The 21309-nt window shown below is 49.8% G+C and carries 20 protein-coding genes; 10 read left to right on the top strand and 10 right to left on the bottom strand.

Annotation, left to right across the window (positions count from 1 at the left end):
• Nucleotides 1-85 precede the first annotated feature (85 nt).
• Complete coding sequence (locus EWA64_RS16825) at nt 86-460, bottom strand: rhodanese-like domain-containing protein (RefSeq protein WP_061896084.1); 375 nt, start codon at nt 458-460, stop codon at nt 86-88.
• Nucleotides 461-511: 51 nt separating this feature from the next.
• On the bottom strand, nt 512-1345 hold the full coding sequence (locus EWA64_RS16830) for a LysR family transcriptional regulator (RefSeq protein WP_061896083.1): 834 nt from the start codon (nt 1343-1345) through the stop codon (nt 512-514).
• 110 nt (nt 1346-1455) lie between these two features.
• Here EWA64_RS16830 and EWA64_RS16835 point away from each other — a divergent pair, with 110 nt between their 5' ends.
• The 3 genes from EWA64_RS16835 (at nt 1456) to EWA64_RS16845 (ending at nt 5080) form a co-directional block, all read left to right on the top strand.
• Complete coding sequence (locus tag EWA64_RS16835) at nt 1456-2109, top strand: glutathione S-transferase family protein (RefSeq protein ID WP_139045747.1); 654 nt, start codon at nt 1456-1458, stop codon at nt 2107-2109.
• A 238-nt stretch (nt 2110-2347) separates the two neighbouring features.
• Complete coding sequence (locus EWA64_RS16840; RefSeq protein ID WP_061896081.1) at nt 2348-4378, top strand: sensor domain-containing diguanylate cyclase; 2031 nt, start codon at nt 2348-2350, stop codon at nt 4376-4378.
• A gap of 294 nt (nt 4379-4672) precedes the next feature.
• Complete coding sequence (locus EWA64_RS16845) at nt 4673-5080, top strand: hypothetical protein (protein ID WP_061896080.1); 408 nt, start codon at nt 4673-4675, stop codon at nt 5078-5080.
• A gap of 38 nt (nt 5081-5118) precedes the next feature.
• Here EWA64_RS16845 and EWA64_RS16850 read toward each other — a convergent pair whose 3' ends face one another.
• Nucleotides 5119-6876: a sigma-54-dependent Fis family transcriptional regulator gene (locus EWA64_RS16850; RefSeq protein WP_061896079.1), complete on the bottom strand. Its 1758-nt coding sequence runs from the start codon at nt 6874-6876 to the stop codon at nt 5119-5121.
• Nucleotides 6877-7111: 235 nt separating this feature from the next.
• Between EWA64_RS16850 and exaC the strand changes: the two genes are divergently transcribed.
• Both exaC and EWA64_RS16860 read left to right on the top strand, forming a co-directional pair.
• Entirely contained in the window at nt 7112-8632 is a 1521-nt protein-coding gene (exaC, locus tag EWA64_RS16855; protein WP_061896078.1) for an acetaldehyde dehydrogenase ExaC, read from the top strand.
• Nucleotides 8633-8942: 310 nt separating this feature from the next.
• Complete coding sequence (locus tag EWA64_RS16860; RefSeq protein ID WP_061896077.1) at nt 8943-11066, top strand: methyl-accepting chemotaxis protein; 2124 nt, start codon at nt 8943-8945, stop codon at nt 11064-11066.
• A 99-nt stretch (nt 11067-11165) separates the two neighbouring features.
• Here the strand turns inward: EWA64_RS16860 and EWA64_RS16865 are convergent, their stop codons facing one another.
• Complete coding sequence (locus tag EWA64_RS16865; protein ID WP_061896158.1) at nt 11166-11615, bottom strand: GNAT family N-acetyltransferase; 450 nt, start codon at nt 11613-11615, stop codon at nt 11166-11168.
• Nucleotides 11616-11723: 108 nt separating this feature from the next.
• Nucleotides 11724-12062, bottom strand: a complete 339-nt coding sequence (locus EWA64_RS16870; RefSeq protein ID WP_061896076.1) for a winged helix-turn-helix transcriptional regulator — start codon at nt 12060-12062, stop codon at nt 11724-11726.
• An 89-nt stretch (nt 12063-12151) separates the two neighbouring features.
• On the opposite strand from EWA64_RS16870, the gene EWA64_RS16875 reads away from it, so the two are divergent.
• Nucleotides 12152-12442, top strand: a complete 291-nt coding sequence (locus EWA64_RS16875) for a YciI family protein (RefSeq protein WP_061896075.1) — start codon at nt 12152-12154, stop codon at nt 12440-12442.
• Between the two features lie 47 nt (nt 12443-12489).
• On the opposite strand, the gene EWA64_RS16880 is transcribed toward EWA64_RS16875, so the two are convergent.
• Both EWA64_RS16880 and EWA64_RS16885 read right to left on the bottom strand, forming a co-directional pair.
• Nucleotides 12490-14004 (bottom strand): M28 family metallopeptidase, encoded by a 1515-nt coding sequence (locus tag EWA64_RS16880; RefSeq protein ID WP_061896074.1) that lies wholly within the window; start codon nt 14002-14004, stop codon nt 12490-12492.
• A 225-nt stretch (nt 14005-14229) separates the two neighbouring features.
• Nucleotides 14230-15699, bottom strand: coding sequence for a DEAD/DEAH box helicase (locus EWA64_RS16885; RefSeq protein ID WP_061896073.1), 1470 nt, complete (start codon nt 15697-15699; stop codon nt 14230-14232).
• 243 nt (nt 15700-15942) lie between these two features.
• Between EWA64_RS16885 and EWA64_RS16890 the strand changes: the two genes are divergently transcribed.
• The 3 genes from EWA64_RS16890 to EWA64_RS16900 all read left to right on the top strand — a co-directional run bounded on the left by EWA64_RS16890 (nt 15943) and on the right by EWA64_RS16900 (nt 17227).
• The gene (locus EWA64_RS16890; protein ID WP_061896072.1) at nt 15943-16371 is read left to right on the top strand and encodes a VOC family protein; all 429 of its coding nucleotides are present in this window, start codon (nt 15943-15945) and stop codon (nt 16369-16371) included.
• A gap of 94 nt (nt 16372-16465) precedes the next feature.
• Nucleotides 16466-16795, top strand: a complete 330-nt coding sequence (locus EWA64_RS16895; protein ID WP_061896071.1) for a DUF6614 family protein — start codon at nt 16466-16468, stop codon at nt 16793-16795.
• Between the two features lie 12 nt (nt 16796-16807).
• Nucleotides 16808-17227: a VOC family protein gene (locus EWA64_RS16900; protein ID WP_039432987.1), complete on the top strand. Its 420-nt coding sequence runs from the start codon at nt 16808-16810 to the stop codon at nt 17225-17227.
• Between the two features lie 59 nt (nt 17228-17286).
• On the opposite strand, the gene EWA64_RS16905 is transcribed toward EWA64_RS16900, so the two are convergent.
• On the bottom strand, nt 17287-18312 hold the full coding sequence (locus EWA64_RS16905; protein ID WP_061896157.1) for an MBL fold metallo-hydrolase: 1026 nt from the start codon (nt 18310-18312) through the stop codon (nt 17287-17289).
• A 192-nt stretch (nt 18313-18504) separates the two neighbouring features.
• Between EWA64_RS16905 and EWA64_RS16910 the strand changes: the two genes are divergently transcribed.
• Nucleotides 18505-19173, top strand: a complete 669-nt coding sequence (locus EWA64_RS16910; protein WP_061896070.1) for a TetR/AcrR family transcriptional regulator — start codon at nt 18505-18507, stop codon at nt 19171-19173.
• On the opposite strand, the gene EWA64_RS16915 is transcribed toward EWA64_RS16910, so the two are convergent.
• Nucleotides 19170-20096 (bottom strand): Gfo/Idh/MocA family protein, encoded by a 927-nt coding sequence (locus tag EWA64_RS16915; protein WP_061896069.1) that lies wholly within the window; start codon nt 20094-20096, stop codon nt 19170-19172. The two genes, EWA64_RS16910 and EWA64_RS16915, sit on opposite strands and share 4 nt — an antisense overlap.
• A 123-nt stretch (nt 20097-20219) precedes the next feature.
• Entirely contained in the window at nt 20220-21308 is a 1089-nt protein-coding gene (locus EWA64_RS16920; protein ID WP_061896068.1) for an AarF/UbiB family protein, read from the bottom strand.
• Between the last annotated feature and the right edge of the window lies 1 nt (nt 21309).

Here is a 21309-nt window from a genome sequence, read left to right on the forward strand (position 1 = left end):
CCTAACCGAGAGAAAAGCACAGCCGGCAGTATGCCGATTCTGCTGAGTTTGGTCGAGCTTCCGTTGGCTTTACTGGCATGGAAGCTCAATTAAGTGGCGGCATTTCTAGTTGAGTTTGCTGCATTTCACTTAGGCCACCACCATTGTGCACATTGATGAAACCCTGTTTCACCAGCGCTTGCATGGCGATGGACGAGCGGTTGCCGCTGCGACAATAGACCACCATCGGCTGGTTTTTATCAATCGCGCGAAAGCCGGTGGCAACCTCGCTAAGAGGGATATTACGTGCCTGTTCGAGATGCCCACTGGCGAACTCTTCGGCAGTGCGCACATCGATCAGCAGCGCGCCGCTTTCTACCATTTCCCATGCAATTTCTGCGCGCTCAGAGGCAAAAAGTGGCCCGCAAGGTGCGAGAAGCAATAACGTTAGGCAAGCCGATTTCCAGTTAAGTTTTGACATGCTGTTCTCCAGTTCGCGTTGTCATCGCAACGAATAGATGAAGGTTCAAGGCTAACCAATAAACTCACTTTCGAGCTTTGTCAGCAGTTGTTGACTGAGCAAAGGGTGCGGTTTAGCGGCGACTGCTAACACAATATCCACCTTAGGTAGGGGTGGCATATCGGCCAATATTTGCACTCTATTACCAGCGCTGAGACGCCCCATGGCGCCAATCGCTAAACCCTGCTCGACCAAAGCGCGCTGCGCCGAGGCGGTATTGCAACAGGCCAAAAGATGAAAAGCGATACCGCGCTTGGTCAAGCCATCAATCGCTGCAGCGTGATATTTGCAGTCGGTTTGAAACAGCGCCAGCGTAAGCGGCATGTGCAGATCGACCTGATAGTGCGGCGATGCGATCCACACGCCCTGATCGGACGTAAGCCAATAGCCTTCCTCACTATCGGGCGCGCGGGTAAGAATCGCGCAGTCCAGCTCGCCCGTATCTAATTGGCGACGCAAATCGACACTGGGCAAGCTATAAATCTGTATCGAGCAGGTGGGTTGTAACTGTTGCAGCTTGGCCACTAACGTCGGTAGCACGGTTTGATTGTAATCTTCCGGGCAGCCGAGGCGCAGCGGTCGTTTATCCTGAAACTGCTGCAGTTGAGACAAGGATTCATCGTGCTGCGTCACCAGATTGCGCGCATGAGTAGTGAGGCGCACTCCGGCATCGCTAAGGACCAAATAGCGCCCCTCTTTGATAAACAGCGAAGCGCCAATCTCTTCCTCCAATTTGCGCATTTGCGCACTGAAAGCCGACTGTGTGCGACTGATCTGTTTTGCCGCCCGGGTAAAACTGCCCGTTTCGACAAAAGCAAGAAAACTGCGTAAAGCTTCAATGTCCATTGTTTGCCTCATCCATCGTAATTTTGAATAGGTTATATAAAAACTATCCGTTAGTCGCGCAGAAAAACTTGCCCTATTGTTTTGTTATATCAACCGAAAAAGGAATGACAATGAAGCTCTACATAGGAAATCAAAACTACTCTAGTTGGTCACTACGCGCATGGTTGGGGTTTACTCAAAACGGACTGGAGGTCGAAATTGAAAAGCTCAAGTTATTTACCCCTGAGTTTTACCAAACATTAAGTGGAGTTACGCCTACAGGTAAAGTGCCTGCTTTAGTAGATGGTGAGCGAGTGGTGTGGGATTCCTTGGCGATTTTGGAGTACCTAAACGAAGTGAAATTAGGCGGAAAAGCGTGGCCTAGCGATGTGCGAGAAAGAGCCAAAGCGCGCGCCATCGCTTGTGAAATGCATTCAGGGTTTAGCGCATTACGCAATGAGTTACCAATGAATTGCCGCGCGAGGCGTAAAGTGGCACTTTCTGAACAGGCACGTCTCGATGTCGCCCGTATTGATACGATTTGGAGTGAACAGATGACGCAGTACCCGCAGCAATGGCTGTTTGGCGCTTGGTCGATTGCCGATGCTATGTACGCTCCGGTGGTTTTGCGTTTTATCACTTACCAGATCCCGCTGTCAGAGCAAGCCGCGCTCTATCGAGACAAAGTACTGCAAAGCGCCGCGATGCAGCGTTGGTTGGTAGAAGCCGCTCAAGAGAGCGATATTGTTAGCGAAGACGAAGCGGGCGAAGAGGTCGCGATCTAACCGGTTCTCATCTTGTCGCTGAGATTGGTATACCTTAGCGACAAGGTTTCTCACCTTTATTATGATTTCTGTCAAAAAGTAACCAAAAACCCCTGAAGCCGGCATCGTATCGCTTATAGTTAATTTATCCGCGATCGTGGTCGTACGTTATCCATCCAAAGGGGCGAGTCAATGGTGGCACAATCTTTGCGAATCCGTCTTGTCCTGTATGAGCGTGTCTCAATGGCTGGAGGATCGTATGGATAAATGGGCTGTGCAACAAGGGCGTTCTTTAGCGCTGAGTTTGGTGGTCATGGTGATCTTGACCACATCATTGGTTATCGCCAGCTACGCTTTTCATACCTATCAACATCGCACTGAGATGCTTGAAGAGGAGATTCTGGGTCAAGCTCAGGAGAGTGCAGAGCGGCTAAGCCGTGCGATTACTCTCGATCTGCAAGCTGGTCATCTCGTTGATTACTTGCTCTTGGCACAAACAGAAATGAGTACCGCGAATCATAAAGCGCTGCTCGCCATCTTGCTGGAAGCTTCTCAGTTAGAATCCGCCTCTGAACCGCCTTTCTCTGCCGTCGGTCTGATTAAAATGCCAACGGGTGAAGTGCGTGAGTTTATACCTAGCCAAGATGATCACTTGCTTGCTTCTTCGCTATTTTTCCAGCAGCGAGACATTAGAAGCACAGAGGGTGCTTTGCTCGGTCATGTCAAAGTGTATGGCAGTGGTGAAGAACTACAGCAGGAAAAAAGAAACCTATTGCTGAACTCGTTACTTACGGCCCTTGGCTTGCTGCTGATGCAAACCGTACTCTCAGCCACCCTAATCCAATGGATTTTGACCCGACCGCTACAAAGAATAACCAATACCTTAGTGGAGCGAGATGCCGATGGCTTACCCACGGCAAAAGTTCACTCCTCTTCTTATACCGAACTTTCCGTATTGACCGACACCGTCAACGAGATGTTAGACGTGATTTGCAAAACGCGAGATAACCTGCGCGCGCAAACTGAACGGCTGGAAAACGTGATCGAAGGGACCGATGCTGGCACTTGGTATTGGAATATTCAAACGGGCAAGACGGAGTTCAACCCGCGCTGGGCAGAAATTATTGGTTATCAGTTGCATGAGTTAGAACCCGTTTCTATTCAAACTTGGTTTGCTCTCCTCCACCCCGAGGATGTCAAAAAATCAGAGGAAAAGCTGCAAGCGCATTTTGCTGGTGAGCAGGAATACTACCAGTGTGAGGTGCGGATGCGTCACCGTGACGGACACTGGGTATGGGTAATGGATAGGGGCAAAGTGGCGCTGTGGGATGAAAGTGGTAAGCCGCTAGAGATGTTTGGCACTCACATTGACATCAGTGAAGATAAAGCGCGAGAACAGCAGCTCGCACTCGCCGCGGATGTGTACAAATATGTTCACGAGGGAATTTTGATTGCCAATAGCCGCGGTTTGATCGTGGATGTCAATCGGGCGTTTAGCCAAATTACAGGTTATAGCCGAGAAGAGGTGATTGGTCAGTCGCCGAAAATGCTCAAATCCGGTATTCACGATCGAGCGTTTTATCACAGCATCTGGAGAACATTACATCTCGAAGGATGTTGGCGCGGAGAGATCTGGAACAAACGTAAAAACGGCGAAATCTATCCTGAATTACTGACCATTAGCCGGGTCAGCGATCCGGTCGAGGATGTTCGCTATGTCGCGCTGTTTTCTGATATTTCCGCACTCAAAGAGCACGAATACCAACTAGAAAAGATCGCCCATTATGACGCCTTAACCAAACTTCCTAACCGTCTTTTGCTGCAAGAGCGTCTAAATGCGTCGATGCTGAATGCGAAAAAATATGGCCGTGCCATTGCACTGCTGTTTATTGATTTAGATGGCTTTAAAGACGTGAACGACCAATATGGACACTCCGCGGGGGATGAAGTGCTGTGCATCATGGCACAGAGGATGAAAACCATTACTCGAGAAGAAGACACTTTAGCGCGCTTTGGTGGCGATGAGTTTATTGTGATTCTGTCGGATATTGATGATAAACATCGCACGACTCAGATCGTAGCCCGTTTACTCAGCTCTATCGCGAAGCCGCTGCATGTCTCAGAGTATGAAATGAGTTTGTCGGCCAGTATTGGCATCAGTCTCTATCCAGAAAATCGTGATATCAGCGCAGACACACTCATACAGCAAGCCGATCAAGCCATGTATCAAGCCAAACTGGCGGGGAAAAATGGCTACTACTTTTTTGCTCCTGCTTGTGACAATTTATAGAGATATACAGATCTTGAAGACAAGCAGATTATTCCCTAGAACTGTCACATTTGACGTTAAACAATCTGGAGTCTCAGGTTGACTATCGGCCTGTGGTCAATATACAAGACGAGCGTTTTTAAGTTTGTTTCTCCGATCCTAGAAAAAGGACGGAAAAAGCGAGGCAGTGGGTAAAAAAACAGAAGAAGCGTCTAATTATCACTTTTTATTATAAAGTTATGATTTTATTTAATTTTATTTTTTATAAAAGTGTAGGGTAACATCAAGGTCCCACTTCTAGCTGCGAGCTTTAAGATGTTAAAACGCATCATGTTACTCGGTTTTTGCTTTTTCCCTCTGATGACCCAAGCCGAACAGCAGGTTTACCCTATGGGGGGGATCTATTACGACACACTGTTTAAAGCCAATGTGATTGCCGGAATGAGCTACCGTTTGGATGCCGAAGCGCAAACGAGCCAACGCAGTGGCCTTTACGGGGATCTCTTGCTTGCATCTGACACTTATCTTATCTCTGCTGGGATAGGAGAATTTCAGCCAATTGGCAACTCGCGTTTGGGTCTTTCTCTAGGTCAAAAAGACCAGCATTTTCTCTACGGTGTCACGGCAGTCTATAGCGGTATGGGCTTGAGCATGAAGTTCGGCATTTATGATCGGAAAGAGCATGACGTCCAAGTTATGTTTGGCTTTGGTATCGCTATTTGAACGTTATCTAACAACAAGCCTTGTTACCGCGCACAGAATTAACTCAACATCCCCAAACTCTTAAGTTTGCGATAAATGGTGTTGCGGCTTATGCCAAGCAAACGCGAGGTTTTGCTGATGTTGCCTTGTGTCGCTTGGTAGGTTTTCAGCAAAGATTCATCGACGGTCGATTTAATGTCTTTGACTGCCGTTTCTACCTCATACGGAGGTTGCGGTTGGCCCAGTTTGCCAGCAAGGTGATTCGGCAGATGGCTGAGGGTCAGCACCGTTTCACCTTGTGCCATTAGCGCGGACACTTTAAGCAGGCTATCGAGTTCACGTAAATTGCCCGGCCAGTGGTAACCGAGCAACAGCGCCATCAGATGAGGACAAATTGATTGATCGCTCTCGGCATACCGACGGTGAATTTGCTCTATCAGAGTTTGTTTGTCGCTGCGCTGTTGCAAGCGCGGCAGCTCGATGACAAGGCCATTGAGGCGGTAGTAGAGATCTTGACGAAACTCGCCTTGCGCTACCAACTGCTCGAGATTTTTGTGCGTTGCAGCAATGATCTGTGTATCTACTTGCACACTTTGGTTTGAGCCGATCGGCAGAACAGTTTTATCTTGCAGTACCTGCAGCAATCGGCTTTGTGCCGCTAAAGGCAGATCGGCAATCTCATCTAAAAACAAAATCCCTTTGTCGGCTTGGCGCACTTTACCCAGATAGCCTTTGTTGCTCGCTCCAGTAAAAGCGCCTGCCTGATAGCCAAACAGCTCCGATTCAATCAGATCTTTCGGTAGCGCCCCGCAGTTAACCGCCACCAAAGGCCCGTTTTTGCGCGCGCTGTTTTTGTGCAGTGCTTTAACGAACTCATTTTTACCCACCCCAGTTTCTCCGAGGATCAGTAAACGGATGTCTTTGTCGATGACGCGATTCGCTTGTTGCCAGCAATGCTCGACTCTGCTGTCGCCAAAGTGAAGATCGTTTGAGGCGCAAATCGCGCGGCGGCGCTTTTTCTCGCCTAGGGTTTGGGTGGCGAACACCAGCGAATGCTGGGATGAACGCTGGTGTAAAATGTTCTCCAGCGGCTGGCCGATCACCTTGTCTCGCGCTAACAACTGCTTGGCTACTTGGTTGTGTGCCAAAATTGTTCCTGCTTCATCGGCGATGATCACGCCTTGCCAGCCGCTGTGCAGCAGGGAGGTTTCGCAGGCTAAGTCGACCCGAATATGACTATCTGGGATCTGGTTTAGCAGCTGATTTTCTACCTGCTGCACCATGTTTTGCACCAGCACCTGGGTAGAAAAATCATGTTTTTGCTCTTCGCTGGTGATGTCCAAAATACCGATCAATTGCCCATTGTGATCAAAGAGTGGGCTGGCTGAACAACTGATAAAGCGGTGATGTTGTATAAAATGTTGATCGCCTATCACCGAGATGGGTTTGGCTTCGATTAAGGCGGTGCCAATCGCGTTGGTGCCTTTGAGTTTTTCCTGCCAGCAGGCTCCAGAACTTAGGGCAATTTCGGTCAGTCTTTCGCGAAATTTCGGTTGTCCCCAACTGCCGATAATCACCCCTTCTGCATCAGTGAGAATCAAACGGCTGTCACTGTGCGCAAACAACTGGTTAAACAGGGGCAACGCATATTGGCTGACGCTGTCAATAAGCACACTGTTTTGCTGGCGACGATCTTTGAGCAGTGCAGCCGTTAAACGCACATCTTCTGGGCGTCGGCGCTGCTTTAGGCCGGCCTGTTCACTGCGATTCCACGAACTGGAAAGCCAATTGGGGTTAGTAACCTGTTGAAGTTGCATGACTGTACCATTTTGTCACAGTGAGAGTGTGCCATTTTGTAGCACTTGAACACTGGTGAACACACCATACTTCTGCTCAATCTGAACTCACCCAAGTTGTTATCGTTTGGTAATCATAGTTTTACATTTATTTAACAACAAGCTAATTGTTGTTGGCCTGTGACTTGCGTTGTTCAGTTGGACAACAGTGCGTTTCGACACTGTCAACACTGAACGAGAAACAAAAGGACGAGTTATGATCTATGCACAACCAGGTAGTGAAAATGCCATCGTTAGCTTCAAATCTCACTATGACAATTACATCGGTGGAGAGTGGGTGAAACCGGTCGGCGGTGACTATTTCGACAACATTTCTCCGGTCAACGGTCAGCCGTATTGCAAAGTCGCTCGCTCAGGAGAGGCGGACATCAATCTCGCGCTGGATGCCGCGCACAATGTCAGAGCGCAGTGGGCGAAAACCAGTGTCACGGAACGCTCCAATATCTTGTTGAAAATCGCCGATCGCATTGAAGCGCATCTGGAAGAGCTGGCGGTGGCTGAAACGTGGGAAAATGGAAAGCCTGTACGCGAAACATTAGCGGCAGATTTACCGCTGGTGGTTGACCACTTCCGCTATTTTGCTGGCTGTATCCGAGCGCAGGAAGGTAGTGCGGCGGAGCTTGATGCGAATACCGCGAGCTATCACTTCCCTGAACCGATTGGTGTGGTCGGACAGATCATTCCGTGGAACTTCCCGATGCTGATGGCGGCGTGGAAACTGGCACCCGCGCTGGCGGCAGGCTGTTGTGTGGTTCTGAAACCGGCAGAGCAGACACCAACGTCGATCTTAGTTCTGATGGAAAAAATCGGCGATTTGATCCCGGCGGGTGTTATCAATGTGGTCAACGGCTTCGGTACTGAAGCCGGTCAAGCGCTCGCGACCAGCAACCGCATTGCCAAATTGGCCTTTACTGGCTCAACGCAAGTGGGCAACCACATTTTGCGCTGTGCGGCTGATAACCTAATTCCATCTACGGTTGAGCTGGGCGGTAAGTCACCGAACATCTATTTCCCAGACGTGTTTGACCATGAAGATGAGTATCTGAACAAGTGTATTGAAGGCACTTTGCTGGCGTTTTTCAACCAAGGTGAAGTGTGTACCTGTCCGTCACGCGTGCTGGTGCATGAATCCATCTACGACAAGTTTATTGCCAAAGTGGCCGAGCGGGCGAAAACCATCAAGCAAGGCAACCCGCTGGATACCGATTGTCAAGTGGGCGCGCAAGCCTCGCAAGAGCAGTTTGACAAGATCCTCAGCTATCTTGAAATCGGTCGTCAGGAAGGCGCAAAAGTGATCTTCGGCGGTGAAATCGCCCAGCAAGAAAGTGCGTTGTCGCAAGGCTACTACATTCAGCCGACCTTACTGCAAGGCCACAACAAAATGCGCGTATTCCAAGAGGAGATCTTTGGCCCGGTGATTGCGGTGACCACTTTTAAAGATGAAGCAGAGGCCTTGGCGATCGCTAACGATACCGAATATGGTCTCGGCGCTGGAGTGTGGACGCGTGACCAGAACCTCGCTTATCGCATGGGACGTAATATCGAAGCGGGGCGGATCTGGATCAACTGCTATCACGCCTATCCTGCCCATGCAGCATTTGGCGGCTACAAGAAATCGGGCATTGGCCGTGAAACGCACAAAATGATGCTCAATCACTATCAAAACACTAAAAACTTGCTGATTAGCTACGACATCAACCCTCTGGGTTTCTTCTAAGTTCCCACCATCTTGCTACGTTTAAGCCCTGAAACTTCAGGGCTTTTTTCATGGCTTCACGAGATGCATCTCACCTATCTGGTGCAAGTTCTGCAACTTAAAGGCGCATTCGCACGCAAATAGTGCAAAAAATAAATTCATCAAATCAAAAGCTTAAGTTTCATTCACTGACCTTTGGCCAAAATGCCAGTTGGGTTTTTGGGAGCGAGTTCAAATTTCAGAATATCGTCTGGTTTTCTTATTTCTGCAACCGTTATGGAATAAGGGTTGCACAGCCTTGTGAATAAAAATGATAAATGGTGGATTATCTATGCATTTGACGTCGGAAGAACAACGCTGGCTGCCTTGGCTGGGGAAAACAGGCAAATTGGCGATGGGTAAAGCGTGCTTTATTAATCGCAACCGCACGCACGCTTTGGAGCAAACTTTTGAAAATATTGCCAATACACGGGTGCAAATTTTAACTACTTGGGCGAACAATCAATGGGCATTTTTGCAAGATGCCGCGCTCTACCTCTCCTCCAAAGCGCCCGATGAATATCACGAAACGCTGCAAAGGTTGCTCAAACGGGGCACGGATTTTTCCGAACTGTTTATTGTAGAGCCCAGTGGCACCATAGTGGAATCGACTTACTCTGGGCAAAAAACGCGTCAAGTCGCAGTCAAAGCGGCGCTAAAAAACGGCTTGCAACAACCGTTTCTGCACGGTCCGTATGTTGATAAAGTCACTCTGGCGATAGGCGCGTCAAGTTCCACTTTTCACGACCAAGTGACCCTGATGTTTTATCAACCGCTGCGCCAAGAGGGCAAGTTGCTTGGCTGTCTCTGCGGACGAGTGCCGAACGATGTTATTGGCGATTTAATTCAGCGCGAAGCCGGGCACATTTACAGCGAATCGGGCGATAACTACCTGTTTATGGTGCAGTCAAACTTTGACCCTGCGATAGCTCCTGGCGTAGCGCTCTCGCGCTCGCGCTTTGAGGATAACCGTTTTTCGCATGGGGAAAATTTGAAATCTGGTGTGCATACTAAGTGGGGCGTGGTCAAAGTACAGCATCATACCGAATTTGAGATTGTGTTTAATGATCCGAAAACGGGCAAGCTGCATCCCGGTGTGCGTGAAACCATCAAAAATGGCGCCAATTTGTATGTGCAGTACCCCGGCTACTCGGATTACCGGCACATCCCGGTGATTGGTAAAGGGGTGACTTTCTCCATGCCTGGTTCTGTGGATAGGTGGGGCATGATGTGTGAAGCGGATCTGGAAGAGGTGTATCGCCATCGCTCTGTGGCGCAAAAACTGAATCAGCAGTTTGCATTGAGCATTTTTGCCCCGATGCTGCTGCCATTTGCAGTCAGCTCTCTTTACCCGCTGAGCGAGTGGCAACTGCTGCTGTTTTCACTGTTGATGGGTGCTGTGGCGGTAACGCTGTTTTATTTTCTCACCGCGAAGCCACTGGCGAGACATCTTGCTAGCATGACGCAGGTGATGCAAGTTTTGGCTGAGGGGGATGGCAACTTGACTCGCCGTCTTGATGCCAGTCGTTTTAAAGCCGATGAAACGGGCGATCTTGGCCGTTGGACCAACAGTTTTATCGACAGTTTGCAGGGGATGGTCAAAGAGCTGGTGTTTGCCAGCAAAGAGGTGCAGAGCGTATCGCAGTCGATGTTTCGTCGCAGCCAGATCTTGCTGTCCAGTAGCGACTCGACCGCCACATCGCTCACCGACATGCTGACATTAGCGGGGATTCAAAGCCAAGAGATTGCGGGGGCCAACGATACGGCCATCGAGATGAATGGCTTGATGCGGGACGCGGTGCACGCCGCGCAGCAGGAATATCACAATGCTGCGCAAAGTGCCGAGCAGATCAAAACCATTGTCCAGTCCTCAGCGCAGACGGTGGAAGAAGTAAACCGCGAAATGCAAAAAATCGGCGGTATTGTCGATCTCATCACTGAGATCACTTCGCAAACCAACCTCTTAGCTCTGAATGCGGCGATCGAGGCTGCGCGCGCAGGTGAGCATGGGCGAGGGTTCTCGGTCGTTGCCGACGAGGTGCGCGTCTTAGCTAACAAAACCTCGCAGGCGGCCAATAATATCGGCGAGCTGATGAAGGCGCTACACAGCCAGTCGGAACTGGCGGTCAGCTACATGCAAGAAGGCATTGCCAATGTAGAAAGCAACACGCAGGTGGTCGACCAATCGGCGCAAAGTGAGCGCTTGCGAACCTCAGTTAGTGGCCTTTTTAAACGGATCCAAGAGATCGCTCGCAACAGTGAAGAACACCGCCAAACCGCCGACGCCACCTCACACACCGTGGCGGCGTTGCAAGAAGCTTCTGGCCAGTTAGCGCGTCGAACGGCGTTGATGCAAAACTCATTGCAACGTTTGGATCAATTGGTCGGTCGCTTTGATGTTGGCAAAGCGTCTTAACAAATGTCTTAAAAAAGGGGAGACACGCAGTGTGCCTCCCTTTCGTTAGTGCATTACTGCGTGGTTAGTAACTGAGTGGTTAGTAGGTGACCACTAGGTCTATACATATTGATTTTCTGAGCTATTAAACGAGAACATGCGGATTTCGTCTCGCGCTTGCCACCCCAATTTTAGGTAGAAATCCTGCGCCGAGAGGTTGTTACTCAGAACGAAAAGGTGGGTTTTGGCGATGCCTTGCTGCGCGAGGGCTTCGGTTGCGCTTTGCACCAAACGCTGACCAATATTTTGTCCGCGGTAGTGCAGATCGACGGCCAAATGTTGTAAGTAACCACGGCGGCCATCGGTGCCAACCAGCACGGCGCCAACTATGTCTTGCCCGCCAATCGGTTGTCCGTCAATCGCAACGAAGCTTAGCCCGGGGTTTTTGGCTAAATAGGCGGCGATGCTCGCACGGGAGTCGGCGTCTTTGAGCGATAAGTTTTCTGTTTGTCCCCACAGCGTCATCACTGAGTTGTAGTCTGAAATATCCATTTGACGAATTGTAATCACATCTTCTCCATTGCCTTCGGCAGCATGTGTTGTAGTGCAGCTTTCGTCGATATCATGCGGGCAATTCACTCATAAAGACAAGCTCCAAGCGCGTGGCCGTTCACACGTTTATTCCTGTGAATGACTCAACTGCGCCTCCCACTCTTTTGCCCATGCTCTGAGTGGATCAAGCGTTTCCATTAAGGTCAAGCCAAGTGACGTGAGTTGGTATCCTTGTGTTGTTGTTACCACCAACTGCGCTTCACTAAGCTGCTTTATGCGCGTGTTGAGTACGGAAGGCGACATGCCATCGCAGCGCTCCTGCAAGGCACGAAAACTGAGGGGTTCGCTTCTCAGTTCCCACAATATTCGCATGTTCCATTTTCGCCCTAGAAGGTCAAAAACCGCCATGATAGCGACGCCAGAGCTTGAACCTCTGACGGCTTGATTAGGTTTTGGTGTGGTCATTGTTGTTGTGCTTCTAAAAAAGTAGCGATAGTATTGCTACGAAATAAGTAGCATTTTATGCCAAATCAACCATCAAAAGCGAGGGAATTATGTACTTAGTTGACATGCAGTTTGTTGAAATGGAAAAAATCACCGCTCAATTGACCGAACAACATAAAGCGTACTTAGAACAAGAGTACAAAAACGGTAAATTGATGTTTGGTGGGCGAAAAGTACCCAGAACTGGCGGTATTCTGCTGTCTCGGCACACTTCACAAAAGGAGTTGCAACAAGTGCTAGACGCTGATCCGTTTATTCAAAGTGGCGCAGTGCAGTATACGATCACCGAATTTGCACCAGTGATGGCAAGCAGTCAGTATCAGGTCGTTTTCGCTGAATAAGAGCTCAAGAAAGATGGCTCCCACTGAGCCATCTTGTCCGTCCGCCGCTAGTTGGCGTTGGCTTGCAAGCTTAAGCCGCTAAAAGCGGAATAGCCGTTGAGCATGATGTGGTAGGTACCCGGTGTGGCGCTAGGGAATGTGCATGTTTCACTATTCCCATTGCGATACGGGCGACAATCCCAGTTTTGCAGTGTCGGCTCTGAGCCAAATTTGACGTACAGATCCGCATCGCCGCTCCCACCCCAGCTTGTGATCTGCAGATTCTCTGACTGCGTCAGTTCAAAGGTATAGCGAAGCTGAGTGCTGCGCGAACCAGCAAGGTTATTGACTGGCACGCCATTTTTCAGCACGTTGCCGGGTTGTGGGGTTGAGTCTGCATTGGCCATCTCAATCGCGTAGGCTAAGCCCAGCTTAGTAAATTTCTCCGCGTGCGCGCCTTCAGCATCGGAGTTTTGCAGCGTGTCCCGGCCCGTGTGAATATTGGGGTTTGAGTCATTGAACTTAGATTCAAATGGCATCGCGGCGGAAAAGCCCGCATTGTGCCATGAAGCGTGATCCGAACAGGCGTAGCCGCAGCGATCATAGCCGTAAGTGAGTGATGGTAAATATTCATCAATCAAGTTGGCAAGAAACTGCGTGAGGTTACTGTCGGTGTAATCGGTGATAAACACAATGTCTTGCGCAGATCCTTGATAATTGGTCATATCCAGCTGCAACGCTGAGACGACTTTCTTACCTTGCGCTTGATAACGGTTCGCGATGTCTTGTGAACCGCGCAGCCCAACCTCTTCGGCGGCATACGCCATAAAGGCGATAGAGCGTTTGGGCTGGAAGTTGTTTTGTGTCAGCACGCGGATCACCTCGGTCACGGAGGCGATACCGGAGGCGTCATCGTCCGCGCCCGGGGCAATGCTCTGCTCGTTGGTGCGTGAGCCGATGGTAGAGTCGAGATGACCACCGATGACGATCCACTCGTCCGGCTTTTCACTACCAGTAATGGTCAACACCACCGATTTTTGGTTGTAACCGCTGTGGGCAATTTGCTCAACATTCGCACCGGGTAGACCTGATGAGAGTGAGCGCCATTGACTCGCGATCCAGTCAGACGCTTGTGCGCCAGAGGTTGTGGTGTAAAAACGGTTGTTGAAACTGGCGAGTGAGCTGATGACGGTAGTGATTTGACTGGCATCGACTTGCGGTAACCATGCGTTGACGGTGGCCTGCTGGGAAATATCAGGAATAGCGAAACTGGCAAGGGTTTGCGGCATCACGCTTGCTGCCATGGCACTTTGTGCTGATGCGTGCACCATATATCCCCCACAGCGATGATGCTCTTCGTGCATGTCATGAGAGAGCGCCGCGAGCTGGCTGTTGTCGACTTGCCCGACCCAAACCTCGCTGCTGCTCGCTAGCGTATTGGGTAAAATGGGCATTGCCCCAGAGCGAGTAACGGTCTGCACTGCATCCGAGCCGATCGAAATCCAGATTTTCTCTTCCTCGGCGTATGCATGTGCAACGCTGCCTGCCAAGACCATAGCCAATAACGTTTTGTTGTATTTCATTATCTCCTCCTGAGATATTTATAAAATCAACAAAATTTAGAACAGAAATTCGTTTTATGTTAATTATTTGTTATTGCCATGCTTGTCATGATTTATTGGCAGAAAATTATCAATAACGGCGGGAATGAATAGCAGCGCTTGAACAGCTTAGGTGGAAAGATTTTCTGCTAAAGGCTCAGCAGAGAAGCGCTTTCTCTGCTGATAAGGTGCTGAATAAGCTAGGTTTTACGCTTTGGCCGCTTGTTGTGGTTTCGCTCTGCGACGCGTAGAAGAAGGATTTCCGTTATTTGGCTTGCCATTGCTTGGTCTGCCAGCGTTTGCTTTAGGCTTTCCTTGCTGATTGTTTGTGGCGGCTTTACCGTTTTGTTTCGCGCGCGGATTCCCTTTGTTTTCTTGGCCCGATTTCGGCTGGCTAAACTGACGTTTCGGCTTTTTCTGTCCGTTATCGGCAGAATTTGCTGGGCGACGCTCACCGCCTTCAGCGTTTGTTTGTGGTTTCTTTGGTTTTTTCGGCTTTTTCGCTTTGATTGGGCGAGTATCGAGTTTGGACTCTGGCACTTCGTTGCTCGGTTTGAAGCCTTCCAGCTCATGACGAGGCAACAGCTCTTGGATCAAACGCTCAATTGCGAACAGTTCAGGTGCTTCCAAGGCGCAGACCAGTGAGATGGCTTTGCCGGTTTCTCCAGCTCGGCCTGTACGGCCAATGCGGTGCACATAGTCTTCTGCCACTTTCGGCAGCTCAAAGTTAACCACTTGTGGCAACTGAGGAATGTCGATACCACGAGCGGCGATATCCGTCGCTACCAGCACACGAATGTCACCCGATTTAAAATCCGCCAGCGCTTTGGTTCGCGCACCTTGGCTCTTGTTACCGTGAATCGCTGCCGCTGAAATGTGGTTGTCATTGAGGAAAGCGGCAAGACGGTTTGCGCCGTGTTTGGTGCGGGTAAATACCAGCACTTGCTGCCAGTTACCGTCTTGGATCAGTTTCGCCAACATGGCTGGCTTTTTCTTCACATCGGATGGGTAAATGCACTGCTCAACGGTGCGAGCGGTCGAGTTTGCCGGGCTAACCGAGATCTCCACCGGATTGTTTACCAGCCCTTTGGCGAGCGCGCGGATCTCTTCTGAGAAGGTGGCCGAAAACAGCAAGTTCTGACGTTTTACCGGCAAAATCTGCAGAATTTTACGAATATCGCGGATAAAACCCATGTCGAGCATGCGGTCCGCTTCATCCAGTACCAACACTTCTAACTGATCAAACTTCACCGCGTTCTGCTGGTAAAGATCCATCAGACGCCCTGGAGTTGCGACCAACACGTCGGCGCCTTTACGCAGACGCAGCATTTGCGGGTTGATTTTTACCCCACCAAATACCACCGCACTGCTCAGTGGCAGGTGACGGCTGTACATAAACACGTTCTCTTGCACTTGCGCCGCGAGTTCACGCGTTGGCGTTAGGATCAAGGCGCGAACTTGGTTACTACGTACTCGCGGGCCATTGGACAATCTTTCAAGGATCGGCAGAGTAAAGCCTGCGGTTTTCCCCGTACCTGTCTGCGCGGCGGCCATCACGTCCTTGCCTTGTAAAATCGCAGGAATTGCCTGCATTTGAATTGGCGATGGCGTGTCGTAGCCTTTCTCCTGAATAGCTTTAAGGATTGGTGCAGACAGACCTAACGAGGTAAAACCCATATGTGATTCTCAATATAAATAGTAGGAAGCGTCGCCCATTTTTCAGGCGGCGAAAAGTGCGACATTCTGAGGCTTTTACCCGTCTACTTCAACCGATAATTGTCTCTTTTCAATTCAAGTGCAGAGTCGTGGCTTTTGTGAAGCACTTCTCGCTTTTGCTCATCAAGGCCTATTTCCTCTTTACCTCAACTTAACTTGGGGTTTTAGCCTGCATCTAGGGTTTAAAAAAACAAGGAGATGATGATGAGAAGCTATGTTGAACACGCCAACATGTCGGTGGTGGACGCACAAAAAACCATTCACTTTTTGACCAGTGCGATCCCCGAGTGGCGGATAAGGGGTCAAGGGAAAATAGATAACTGGTTTGGCCGACCGATTGAGTGGTTTCACGTTGGCGATGAACAGAGCTATATCGCGGTTAACAGTGGTGGTGAAGGGCAGGCGAGCAACTGGAAAGCACATTTCACGGGTGTAAAACACGTTGGCATCGTGGTGCCGGATGTCGACAAGGTGGTTGAGCGACTCGAGCAAGCAGGTTACGCAATTGATCACTGGGGCGGCGATCACCCGCATCGCAAGAGCGTCTATTTTCTCGAAGGGAATGGTTTTCAGTTTGAGTTTATCGAATATCTCAGCGCTGACACGCACTTACGCAATGATTACACGCAATAACGTTAGGCTGTCCATCTCACGGCGTAACTCTGCTCTGTGAATGAGCGCGCCAGCAGAAGGCTAGGTTACAAGGCAAGGAAAAAAGAGGCGAGTAATGAAAACCTACAATGTGTTCTATTCGGTCAAGCAAGGCGTAAGTAGTGAGCAGGTGAGTAAACTGACCGATGAATTTATCGCCCAGTTACGCACTCATGAGTTGATTGAATCGGCTGCGAGTTCTCGCATCGTCAACAGAGGCAATTTTCCAGAAATGCCTGACTTTCATTTGGCGGTGAGCTTTAAAGATCAAGCGCAGATGGATGCGTCATTTCACACCATTCGGCTATCTTTAATGACAACTTACCCGCATGCCGACTTGATGCGTTCAGTAGCGGATTTTAAAGTGACGTTTAGCGAGTCGCTGAGCGATTTACCCGTGGCTTAAAATGAGGATGTTATGCAAAAGCAAAACCCAATTGAACTGCAAGCGCTCGATCACCTTGTGCTGCGCGTGAGCGATTTGCCGCGCATGCTGCACTTTTACTGCGAGGTGTTGGGCTGCCAAGTGGAACGCGAATTGGCAGAATTTGGCTTAACGCAACTTCGTGCTGGCAGTGCCTTGATTGATCTGGTGACTATCGAGGGCAAACTTGGTCAACAAGGTGGCCGTGCGCCGGGCAAAGAAGGGCGCAATATGGAGCATTTCTGTTTGCAAATTACTCCGGCGGATGAAGAGCAACTGCTGAAGTACTTTGCTTCACATCAAGTGCCCGTGGACGAGTTTGTTGAACGTTACGGTGCACAAGGCTTTGGCCGCTCTGTGTATATTCGCGATCCAGAAGGCAATACGGTGGAGCTGAAACCGCAGGTGCGTTAAAACGTTGAAAACGAAAAGAGCAGCGTGTGGGCTGCTCTATGTTTCGCAAAGGCGGCACTTTAGTCAGCTTGGCTTGGTGCTCGCCACCATGGGTGGATAGGTTGTGGCGCACCGATCACATTTCTCTGGCCAATTTCCGGGCTGATCATGCTAACCCCTTTCTCTTGGCTAATCTGCCACGCTTGCTCCATCGGCTCGTACCAGTCATGCATTGACAGATCAAACGTGCTGTTGTGGATTGGCAGCATCACTTTGCCTTTGAGATCCAAATGCGCCTGCACGCTTTGCTCGGGGAACATGTGAATCTTCGACCAAAGCGAGTTGTAGGCTCCGGTTTCAATCATGGTGAGATCAAACGGACCATATTTTTCACCAATCGCTTTAAAACCGTCGAAGTAGCCAGAGTCGCCGCTAAAGTACAGGCTTTGTGAGCGGGAGCGGATCACCCAACTGCCCCACAAAGTAGAGTTGCCATCACCCAAACCACGTCCAGAAAAATGCTGGGTGGGGGTAAAAACATACTCTATGCCATTCACCACTTTGCTCTCCCACCAATTGAACTCGACGATTTTCTCTTTGGCGATCCCCCACTCTTGTAAAAGCACACCCACTTTGAGTGGAACGAGAAACAGCGCCACTTTGTCGGCAAGTTGTTTGACGGATGCTTTGTCGAGGTGATCGTAGTGATCATGGCTGATCAGGACCACATCGATCTCAGGCAAGCCCTCCAATGAAATCGGGGTAGGGTGAAAACGTTTTGGTCCGAAAAATTGCACTGGCGAGGCACGTTCACTGAATACTGGATCGGTCATGATCAACTGGTTATCCAGTTTAAGGATTAGGCTTGAATGGCCTAAGCGGTAGAAGACATCTTCGCGCTCTTCAATCAGTTGCGTTGCGGTGATGGCGTGCACAGGCAAAGCAAAGCTCGGGGTTGGATCGGCGCGTTTGGTGGTGAAATAGGCTTTAATGATTTCAAATAGATCAGAGCCCCCATCAAAGTTTGGGTCGCTGTTACGAAACGTTTTTGGGTAGGCCGCTTTTTCTGCCTCAGCAGTGGTACAGGCGGTGAAGAGAGAACTCATAGCGATGGCTCCTAACACGGTCAAAAAAGTGTTTTTTAAAAGTCGTTTGTGCATGGTGTTTTCATCATCCTTCTCACAGCCCAAGCGAGTAATTTAATGTAAACTAGTCGGTGTAGTTTACAAATTGCGAGTGAAAAGTAAACTACTTAGTGTAAAATAAACCGAGAATTTTAATCTTCAGGTTGCAACGCAATGATGGACAAGAAAAAAACACGTAGTGAAGAGAAACGTGATGCAATTATGTGCGCGGCGAAACAGGCGTTTCTCGAATTTGGCGTGCAAAACACCAGCATGGACAAGTTGGCCGCGCTAGCGGGAGTGTCGAAAAGAACCGTTTACAATCACTTTGCTTCAAAAGAAGCGCTGGTGATGGAGCTGTTGTCTGTGTTGTGGAAAAGCGCAATCAGTGAAGATGAGCTGGTGGCGCTCAATAAGCTGCCATTGCAGCAGCAACTGGTGATGTTATTGTGCCAAGAGATCAACGTAATTGCGCAGCCCGGCTATTTGGACATGGCGAAAGTGGCGTTAGGCCATTTTTTGTTTAAGCCAGAAGAGTGGCAAGCGCAAACCAAGGGGATGTCGAAGCAAGACACCGCGCTCTACACTTGGCTGGAAGAGCAACATAAAAAAGGGCGCTTGAAACTGGAGAATGTCGCACTGGCACGTACCCAGTTGCACAGTCTGATTAAAGGCAGCGCCTTTTGGCCACAGTTGATTGGTAGCGCAGAGCCACTGACCCAAGAGCAGGGCGAAACGTTGGCGCGGCAAACGGCAGAGCTGTTTCTAAGCCATTACGCTACTGCTCCAAGTCATCACTCTACCGATCCAAGTTATCATGCTACCGCTCAAAGCAACGTCTAATTCGCGTTGCCGATTTTCTGGCAGATCGCCTCTGCCAGTTGGTGGCTGGCGATATTACGCTCGATGACCGCATCTGGCACTCGGCCTTGTTCAATCACGCCAATCCAATCCTCGATCATGTTAGCAAAGCCTTTGCTGGCAAGCATCGGCGTCCAGTCGGCGAGGTTAAGCGTACTTTGTTGCCCTTGTTGCCACAGGGTACCTTGGACAAAAGAGTCAAATGCCACGGCGCGGTTTTGATAGCTCGCGCTGACTCGTTCGCAAGTGATGCCAAACTGGCGGTTCATTGAGGCGTGCAGCAGCGTTTCGCCACTTTGCCACTGCACATCGACTCTAGCGAGCTTACCATCGGCCATTTGATGGGTGAGGTAGACATCGCGCAAATCCGCTTTGGCGTTGAGATTAACGCTATCGAGTGGGTGAATGAAATCGTCAAAAAGGAAAGTGCGAACATCACCGGGTAAATTGAGGCGATGTTTTTCCCAACGTAGAGAGCGTAGCTCACCACTCTTGCCATGTGCTAATTCTGGTACATGCTGGTTAAACAGCGGGATATGGCGGCGATTGAATCCGACATATAAGGGCTGTTGCTGGCGAATAGCCAGCTCGTAGAGCGCTTCGACCTCTCTGGCATTATCAGCCAAGGGTTTATCGACAAATGTGGCGATGCCGTGTTGAAGGAAAAACGCGGCGATCTCGTAGTGAATCTGCGTGGCCGCGTGGATCATCACCGCATCCACCTTCATCTCCAGCAGTTGGCGATAATCCTGACACACTTCAGTCACGCGATACTGCTGTGCTAACTGCGCTAAGGTTTGCGCGTTGCGGGTGCAAAACACCAGTTCAATCCCAGCTCTTTGACAAATCACAGGTAGGTAAGCTTTCTGCGCGATGTCGCCCAGCCCAATGATGGCTATTTTCATCTTTTCCTCAGTGCTATTCAGCGATTGATGCTTCTATCGGTAAGGTGAGCAACGTAATGAATCGGTTGGCATTCGGTCAACTCTTCTCTACCAAGCTTGTGCAGCGAATCGCTTTGTTTATCGCTAAGGTTGAATTTGATAGCGCTCTGCCAAGCGTTTTTTCTCACGGTAGTCAGCCAGCAATTCGGCTTGTGAACGGTCTGCGTTTTGGTAAAACAGCGCACCTTGCTTTTTGAGTAAGGGATAGTTTGTTTGCAGCTCGGCAAGGACAAATTCAATTCTTTCTAGGGTGAGCGCGGTGCAGGATTGCCCATGCAAATCGTCCTCAATGTCGAGAACATGTGAGCGAAACGCATCAAGTTGAAACTGTGTTTGTAAATGCATTTCGTCGCCAAGGGCACGCTGCCAAGTGTCGATGATCTCGGCAAAATGTTGGCATACCAAGGTGTCGGCTTGCTGGTCTTTCAGCCATTGCAGTTTGTGGGTGTAGCTGCGTAGCCCCTCGCTTTTCACTTGGCGGTAAAGGGCCAGCGCTGCTGATTTCCCTATGCCTTGCTTAAGCAGCCAGCCAAAAAAGAAGCGCGTTTCAAAACGCTCGACAGCATGGAACAAAGGGTCGGCAAGGCCGTTACTGTTGAACTCGCTTCGCGGATCGAAACGGTACATATAGCCAAAATCAAACAGCCACAATTTACCTTGCTTATCAACCAGTAGGTTGCCACTGCATAGATCCCACTCCATCAAACCTTGCTCTTCACAGGCGTTGAGGGTAGCAAAAAGCTGGGCGAGCAGATTTTGGTTGAGAGACGTAATGTGCCCGCCCTCAATCCAAGGGGAGACAATGATGCCCAGACGATAGTCGGCGTAAAGCGTCGGCACTATGTGCGCAAAGCGTCTTGCTTGCTGAGCATCGTTTTTCAGTTGGGTAAAATCCGCTCTGCGCTGCACTTCATTAAGAAAGGAGTACTGACCATCAAGGTTGGCCACTTTGGCTTGGGAGCGGCGCTTTTTCAGGTTGTACTCCTGCCCATCAATGCGCAAACGAAAAATTTCTGCCGTGAGACCAGAGCGAATCACCTCGACCACATACGGGGAGTCGCTGGTGAGTGTGGCAAGCGTGTGCGGCGGTAGCGGGCAGTGCTGCGCTGAACCGACGATGAGGTTTTTTCCGCTGCTCTCGAATGTAAGTTGCTGCTGCTGTCTTAAGTTCATG

Source organism: Vibrio cidicii (genome assembly GCF_009665415.1).
Taxonomy (GTDB): Bacteria; Pseudomonadota; Gammaproteobacteria; order Enterobacterales; family Vibrionaceae; genus Vibrio; species Vibrio cidicii.

What these genes read in the sequence shown, in the direction of transcription:
- EWA64_RS16825 (WP_061896084.1), bottom strand. Translation starts at nt 460, where the DNA reads ATGTCAAAACTTAACTGGAAATCGGCTTGCCTAACGTTATTGCTTCTC.
- EWA64_RS16830 (WP_061896083.1), bottom strand. Translation starts at nt 1,345, where the DNA reads ATGGACATTGAAGCTTTACGCAGTTTTCTTGCTTTTGTCGAAACGGGC.
- EWA64_RS16835 (WP_139045747.1), top strand. Translation starts at nt 1,456, where the DNA reads ATGAAGCTCTACATAGGAAATCAAAACTACTCTAGTTGGTCACTACGC.
- EWA64_RS16840 (WP_061896081.1), top strand. Translation starts at nt 2,348, where the DNA reads ATGGATAAATGGGCTGTGCAACAAGGGCGTTCTTTAGCGCTGAGTTTG.
- EWA64_RS16845 (WP_061896080.1), top strand. Translation starts at nt 4,673, where the DNA reads ATGTTAAAACGCATCATGTTACTCGGTTTTTGCTTTTTCCCTCTGATG.
- EWA64_RS16850 (WP_061896079.1), bottom strand. Translation starts at nt 6,876, where the DNA reads ATGCAACTTCAACAGGTTACTAACCCCAATTGGCTTTCCAGTTCGTGG.
- exaC (WP_061896078.1), top strand. Translation starts at nt 7,112, where the DNA reads ATGATCTATGCACAACCAGGTAGTGAAAATGCCATCGTTAGCTTCAAA.
- EWA64_RS16860 (WP_061896077.1), top strand. Translation starts at nt 8,943, where the DNA reads ATGCATTTGACGTCGGAAGAACAACGCTGGCTGCCTTGGCTGGGGAAA.
- EWA64_RS16870 (WP_061896076.1), bottom strand. Translation starts at nt 12,062, where the DNA reads ATGACCACACCAAAACCTAATCAAGCCGTCAGAGGTTCAAGCTCTGGC.
- EWA64_RS16875 (WP_061896075.1), top strand. Translation starts at nt 12,152, where the DNA reads ATGTACTTAGTTGACATGCAGTTTGTTGAAATGGAAAAAATCACCGCT.
- EWA64_RS16880 (WP_061896074.1), bottom strand. Translation starts at nt 14,004, where the DNA reads ATGAAATACAACAAAACGTTATTGGCTATGGTCTTGGCAGGCAGCGTT.
- EWA64_RS16885 (WP_061896073.1), bottom strand. Translation starts at nt 15,699, where the DNA reads ATGGGTTTTACCTCGTTAGGTCTGTCTGCACCAATCCTTAAAGCTATT.
- EWA64_RS16890 (WP_061896072.1), top strand. Translation starts at nt 15,943, where the DNA reads ATGAGAAGCTATGTTGAACACGCCAACATGTCGGTGGTGGACGCACAA.
- EWA64_RS16895 (WP_061896071.1), top strand. Translation starts at nt 16,466, where the DNA reads ATGAAAACCTACAATGTGTTCTATTCGGTCAAGCAAGGCGTAAGTAGT.
- EWA64_RS16900 (WP_039432987.1), top strand. Translation starts at nt 16,808, where the DNA reads ATGCAAAAGCAAAACCCAATTGAACTGCAAGCGCTCGATCACCTTGTG.
- EWA64_RS16905 (WP_061896157.1), bottom strand. Translation starts at nt 18,312, where the DNA reads ATGAGTTCTCTCTTCACCGCCTGTACCACTGCTGAGGCAGAAAAAGCG.
- EWA64_RS16910 (WP_061896070.1), top strand. Translation starts at nt 18,505, where the DNA reads ATGATGGACAAGAAAAAAACACGTAGTGAAGAGAAACGTGATGCAATT.
- EWA64_RS16915 (WP_061896069.1), bottom strand. Translation starts at nt 20,096, where the DNA reads ATGAAAATAGCCATCATTGGGCTGGGCGACATCGCGCAGAAAGCTTAC.
- EWA64_RS16920 (WP_061896068.1), bottom strand. Translation starts at nt 21,308, where the DNA reads ATGAACTTAAGACAGCAGCAGCAACTTACATTCGAGAGCAGCGGAAAA.